Origin of the sequence: Leptolyngbya sp. FACHB-541 (assembly GCF_014695875.1) — a bacterium.
Taxonomy (GTDB): domain Bacteria; phylum Cyanobacteriota; class Cyanobacteriia; order Elainellales; family Elainellaceae; genus JAAUTN01.
Genome location: NZ_JACJPC010000029.1, coordinates 1 through 5946, shown reverse-complemented (window position 1 = coordinate 5946; position 5946 = coordinate 1). Strand labels below are relative to the sequence as shown.

Annotated in this window: 4 protein-coding genes; 2 read left to right on the top strand and 2 right to left on the bottom strand. The window is 47.3% G+C overall.

Features of this window, described 5'->3' with window-relative positions; all coding sequences use genetic code 11:
* Window positions 1-158 precede the first annotated feature (158 nt).
* Window positions 159-1271: an ATP-binding protein gene (locus tag H6G00_RS04685; RefSeq protein ID WP_190795834.1), complete on the bottom strand. Its 1113-nt coding sequence runs from the start codon at window positions 1269-1271 to the stop codon at window positions 159-161.
* Between the two features lie 150 nt (window positions 1272-1421).
* Between H6G00_RS04685 and H6G00_RS04680 the strand changes: the two genes are divergently transcribed.
* Both H6G00_RS04680 and H6G00_RS04675 read left to right on the top strand, forming a co-directional pair.
* Window positions 1422-4241: a cation-translocating P-type ATPase gene (locus H6G00_RS04680; protein ID WP_190795833.1), complete on the top strand. Its 2820-nt coding sequence runs from the start codon at window positions 1422-1424 to the stop codon at window positions 4239-4241.
* A 33-nt stretch (window positions 4242-4274) separates the two neighbouring features.
* Window positions 4275-5102, top strand: a complete 828-nt coding sequence (locus tag H6G00_RS04675) for a hypothetical protein (protein WP_190795832.1) — start codon at window positions 4275-4277, stop codon at window positions 5100-5102.
* Between the two features lie 263 nt (window positions 5103-5365).
* Here H6G00_RS04675 and H6G00_RS04670 read toward each other — a convergent pair whose 3' ends face one another.
* The gene (locus H6G00_RS04670; RefSeq protein WP_242042134.1) at window positions 5366-5782 is read right to left on the bottom strand and encodes a DDE-type integrase/transposase/recombinase; all 417 of its coding nucleotides are present in this window, start codon (window positions 5780-5782) and stop codon (window positions 5366-5368) included.
* Window positions 5783-5946: the final 164 nt, after the last annotated feature.

The following is a 5946-nucleotide window of genomic DNA, read 5'->3' as shown; positions in this document are numbered from 1 at the left end:
TGAGTTAGAAGAGTTATTTCAAGCGATTTAATCGAAGGCAATGAAGAGGAAGCTTACAATACAAAAAAGTGATAAAAAAAGCGGTGATTTGAGTACTCAGTTCTGACAGTTTCTATGCTTCGAACAAGATGCAATCTCAATTATTGCCAGGTTAATAACTACAAAATGCGATGCTTCAGCCAAAATGATAAAAGCGGCATTGCGACTCGATACCCTACTTTTGCTCCATAAATTAATCCTTTCTGTTCTAATCCTGTGAGCGCACCCTGAAACCCACCCCCTCTTGAGAACTGGTGTTTCTGAAGATAGGGGCGCGAATGAGGACTATCCGTTGGATCGATTGCTAAACTTTCCAGTAACCGTGCCTGAATTGGAGGTAGGAGAAGTAGGAGAGATTCAAATGTGAGCGACAAGTCCTCGACCAGTCGTAACATGCTGGAGTGAACGTGATGGAGTTGAATCAGGTTTGGAGGGAAGGACAACGAAAACTCGGTTTCTTCTTGATAGAAGGAGATGCGATCGCTCCAGATTCGCCGTGCCAGAGCGATCGCATCTCCAACATGCCCTTGCGAATAATCCAAAAATAATTTGAGGGCATCGCTCTCAAACTCAAAGCCTGCGGCTGCCATTGCTTCAACCACCCAAGTTTCAAGTTCATGGTGTTGTAGGGGAAGCAGGGATAACAGTTGAACCTGGCTCTCTGCTATCCAGTCTTCTGGTATTGTCGCTAGAACAACATAGCTGACGCGGTTTTGTCGTTGAATTTCTTGGCGCAAATAGGATTCCCATCGCCCTGCTCGATCCCAGGAGCGAATGTGGGGAAAGTTCTGAAAGACGAATACGACTCGGCTACTTAGCTGCTCTGCCATTGTTTGAGGGAGATTTAATAAGGCTTGCAGAATCAGCCATTCATCATGGAGGGGAACGTGCCAAACAAAGCGGGACTGATGAGTTGTTGGTTGTTCTAATTGCAGAGGATAGGCAGAAGTCCACTGCTCCATCAACGCCCGTTCTTCTGGGGTTGCAAAGATCTGAAGCATTCCTTCTGCCAGCAACTCTAAAAAGCGAGAAGAGGTGATCGCTCGCAGGCAGTCGATCTCTACAACTCTGGCTCCAATGTGCTGTGCTGCATAGCGAATCAGCGATCGCCTTCCACTTCCAGTTACGCCAGTCAGCATCAAATCCTGGTCAGCCGCCAAAATTGCACAGATTTGCTCTAGTTCAGCCTGCCTGCCAATCAACCCATTGGGCTTAAACGCATCGTTCATCAATCCTCCTCACGTTTGGGCAGCCTTGCCCTAAGAAACCATTTACTTTTCTCTGACAATTCCACAGGAATTTTCAATGCACCCCTGCTTGCACTAAAAAATAGTGCCGTGGCACGATAAAAGAACTATTTTATAGTGCCACCAATTTTACCCATGTTTGCTAACCCTTCCCATTCTCAAACCTCTGAGAGTCACTCTTGGCATACTATCGATGCTGAAAAAGCCCTTTGGCTATTGAAGAGCGATCGCAGCCAGGGTTTAACCCAGGAACAGGTTGACCAGAATTTGCAGCACTACGGCACCAACGAACTGATTGAGACAGGGGGGCGATCGCCCCTGGAAATCTTCTGGGATCAGTTTAAGAACATTATGTTGCTGATGCTGATCGCCGTTGCAATTATTTCGACGATTTTGGATGTGCGTGAATCTCTCGCAAGAGGACAGTTTATCTTCCCCAAGGATGCAGTGGCAATCTTTGCGGTAGTACTGCTGAATGGACTGCTGGGATATCTTCAGGAAAGCGGAGCTGAAAAAGCACTAGCAGCCTTAAAAAACATGGCATCGTCCAAGGTGCGGCTGATCCGTGATGGAAAGCTTGTGGAAGTGGAGTCGAAGGAACTGGTTCCGGGCGACATTATGCTGCTGGAAGCAGGGGTAAAGGTGGCAGCCGATGGCCGCATTTTAGAAGCTGCCAATTTGCAGGTGCGAGAAGCTGCCCTCACGGGAGAAGCCCACGCCGTCGAAAAACAAGCCAGTGCAATTCTGCCGGAGGATGCACCGTTGGGCGATCGCATCAATCTGGTGTTTTCTGGCACAGAGGTTGTGCAGGGACGAGCAACTATCTTGGTGACAGGCATCGGAATGCAAACCGAACTGGGTAAGATCGCAACTGCTCTGCAATCCGTCGAGACAGAGCCAACGCCGCTGCAAAAGCGTATGTCCCAACTGGGCAACACCTTGGTTACAGGGTCGTTGGTCCTGGTGGCGATCGTCATTATTGGCGGGACATTGTTTAATCCTGCATTGTTTGAGGAACTGGTCGAAGTTTCTCTCAGTATGGCGGTTGCGGTTGTACCGGAGGGCTTGCCCGCTGTGATCACCGTGACGCTGGCATTGGGCACACAACGGATGGTGAAACGCAAGGCCTTGATTCGCAAATTGCCTGCGGTGGAAACTCTTGGCTCTGTCACCACGATTTGCTCTGATAAAACCGGAACTCTAACCCAGAACAAAATGGTGGTGCAGGCAGTTCATACCAGTCGCCACGCGGCTCGTGTGACGGGTGAGGGATACAGCCCTGAGGGTGCATTTTATCAGCAGACCCAGTCGGAAACATCGCCAGAAATTTCAGTTGAGGCAGCGCCAGAATTGCGATCGCTCCTATCAGCCTGTGTGCTTTGCAATGATGCCGTTTTGCAAAAAGAAAATGGTGATTGGACGATTTTGGGTGATCCAACCGAAGGGGCACTGCTGGCAGTTGCCGGAAAAGGGGGATTTCGCAAAGACCAGGAGGAGCAGCAGTTACTTCGGGTTGCCGAGTTTCCGTTTTCCTCTGAACGTAAGCGAATGAGTGTTGTTATACAGGATGCATCCAGCAAACTGGGAACCAGCCCCTTTATCATGTTTACTAAAGGCTCACCCGAACTGGTTCTAGAACGCTGTACTCACATTCAGCAAGACAATCAGGCTCAACTCATCACAACCGAACAACGGCAGCAAATTTTAGAGCAGAACAATCAGCTTGCCAGCCGAGGGTTGCGTGTCTTAGGATTTGCCAGCAAGAACCTGACAGCATTGTCAGACCAGGATTCAGAAGGTACGGCTGAAACCAACTTGACCTGGTTGGGCTTGGTGGGAATGCTCGATGCTCCTCGTCCTGAAGTGCGGGATGCAGTGGCGAAATGTCGCACCGCAGGAATTCGTCCAGTGATGATTACGGGCGATCACCAACTCACCGCACAGGCGATCGCAGAAGACTTAGGCATTGCGAAAATGGGCGATCGCTGCCTGACAGGGCAAGAACTCCAGAAGCTTTCCCAGCCAGAACTGGAAGCAGAAGTTCACCACGTCAGCGTCTATGCCCGCGTTGCCCCCGAACACAAGCTACGCATTGTCCAGGCACTTCAGCAGCAGGGGCAGATTGTTGCCATGACGGGAGATGGAGTCAACGATGCACCAGCCTTAAAACAAGCTGATATTGGGGTAGCGATGGGCATTACGGGCACCGATGTCAGCAAAGAAGCCAGTGACATGGTGCTGCTCGATGACAATTTCGCCACGATTGTCTCAGCGGTTGAAGAAGGTCGAGTGGTTTACATCAATATTCGTCGCTTCATTCGCTACATCCTGGGCAGCAATATCGGTGAGGTCTTGACGATCGCAGCCGCGCCCTTATTGGGATTGGGCGGTGTGCCGTTGTCTCCTCTACAAATTCTCTGGATGAATTTAGTCACCGATGGGCTTCCAGCTCTGGCTCTAGCAGTGGAACCGGGTAGACCGATCGTCATGAAACAGCCACCAAAAGACCCGAAAGAGAGCATTTTTGCCAGAGGCTTAGGCTCTTACATGATTCGGATTGGTATTATTCTGGCAATCATTACCATCTTGATGATGGTTTGGGCATATGGCTACACCGAACAGGTGCAAAGTGAGTTGCTAGATCGCGATCGCTGGCAAACAATGGTATTCACCACCCTTTGTTTAGCTCAGATGGGTCATGCGCTAGCGATTCGCTCCAATACACGGCTAATGGTAGAAGTAAATCCCTTCTCAAATCCCTATGTGTTGCTATCAGTTGCCGTCACCAGCATCTTGCAATTGATGCTTGTTTATTTTGAACCGTTCCGTAACTTCTTCAATACGCACTACCTGAGCGGATTAGAGCTATTGATTTGCATTGGATTTAGCTCACTTGTGTTTGTTTGGATTGAGGTAGAGAAGCTGTTTATCCGATGGTATACCACTCGTCAGTAGCTCAAATCTGGTCCATTAGTCTGGTTGTTGCTTATGAATAAGGCAGATTCACTTCTTGGCATTCAAACTTATGACCAGGGAAATATCAGGATTGACCTGGAACTGAGTATTTACCAGCAATTGCAAAAACAATTCGTCAACTTTGCTGAATTTATTCAAAAGTTGACCGACTTTATTACGGTGTTAGAACATAACCAGGAGAGATACAACATCAATCCTTACCAGGAAAAATTTAATCGAGGAATTCACATCTTAGGGAATCATGGTTCTGAATTATCTGAACTAGATGTTTTTCCTCGTTCACATCTAGCACTGAAATGTTCAGAAGGTCGCTGGGATGCAGAAGACCCAAGAAAACAATTCTTCAGGAGTGTAGAATTAGCCTGGGAATTTCAAACCAAGTTAACCGATCAAGAGAGAGCACTGCTTCAGATTTGTCCTGCTTACTTGCACTTCCAAACACGCACTAAGAGTGCGCGCTTTAAACGAGTGCTCTTTATGCCCCACATCGAGGGTAGCCCGCTAGGGAAAACAGAAACTGGATTCAATTCTGAATTTTGTCAGACATTTAAAGTCCCCAGTTTCAAAGAAATTATGCAAAAATTCAGGTTTTCTCTGCATCGGCTGCTCGATCCGGATCGGAAGCGTCAACTGCTCAAAATTCAGTCTGCCTACCTATTCCAACGTTTGTCTGCAAGAGGAATCACAATTCCTAGCTTGAATCAAAAAAATATTCTTGCAACATCAAACACCAATGGTAACCAAACTCAATACGTCATTATTGATCCGATCGCAGATTACTGTTTACCAATTTCTCCTACCTATAATCTTCTGACATCCTGTCTATGTAAATTTGAATAACATTATACGGTCTTACTAGTTTAATCGGTTCTGTTGCAAAGATTTTAAAGTAACAAACGAATTGCTCTCGTTCGTATTGCTTTAAGCGGTATTGATGCTCCTATAGAACCCATTTGAGATCTATGAATTTGCCAACCGCTTGAGCATCAATCGGATAAAACACAGGTTGAGCTTTGTTGTAGCATGATCAAGCGTCCGCTCAAAATTCTGGTTGTGTCGCAAATACTTTTTATTGATAAACGAAGTATCTCATTCGCGTTCCGTTAAGCGCTAATCCCGAAGAGTTCTTCGATAAACTTGACTTGAGATACACTGTCCCCTTGACTGATTCCCTTCACCTGTCCTTTGCGAATCATACTCATTGCTTCAATTCCTCTGAGTGTTCGTCTTGCCGTGTTGAATGAGCCGAATCCCATCATCGGTTTCGTCAGCCGCTTGGTGTTCCGATGATCCTGCTCGATCACATTATTCAGGTATTTACTCTGCCGCAATTCGGTCTGGGCTGCCAGCGTTTCATCTGCTTTCAACGCTTCAATTACCACTGGATAGGCAGCGTTCTTATCGACCGTGATTATCCGTGGAGTCTGAGTGTGAGTCGCCTTCAACACGTTGTGGAAGAATCGTGCCGCTGCCTTGCCATCCCGGTTTGCACTCAGCATAAAGTTCAGCGTGTTGCCCATTGAATCCACCGCTCAATACAGATATTTCCACTCCCCTTTGACCTCGATATAATACCAATTCTTCAAAGTAAGGCTACAGATGGTATAAAGCTTTTGATGGGTTCAAAGACGAAGGATGGCAGGGGTATACAAGCTAGAGATTAGTGAGAGTGAGGAAGACCTCA

Bases quoted from the DNA above. Each gene is read 5' to 3' on its own strand.
- H6G00_RS04680 (WP_190795833.1), top strand. From the start codon at position 1,422: ATGTTTGCTAACCCTTCCCATTCTCAAACCTCTGAGAGTCACTCTTGG.
- H6G00_RS04675 (WP_190795832.1), top strand. From the start codon at position 4,275: ATGAATAAGGCAGATTCACTTCTTGGCATTCAAACTTATGACCAGGGA.
- H6G00_RS04670 (WP_242042134.1), bottom strand. From the start codon at position 5,782: ATGGGCAACACGCTGAACTTTATGCTGAGTGCAAACCGGGATGGCAAG.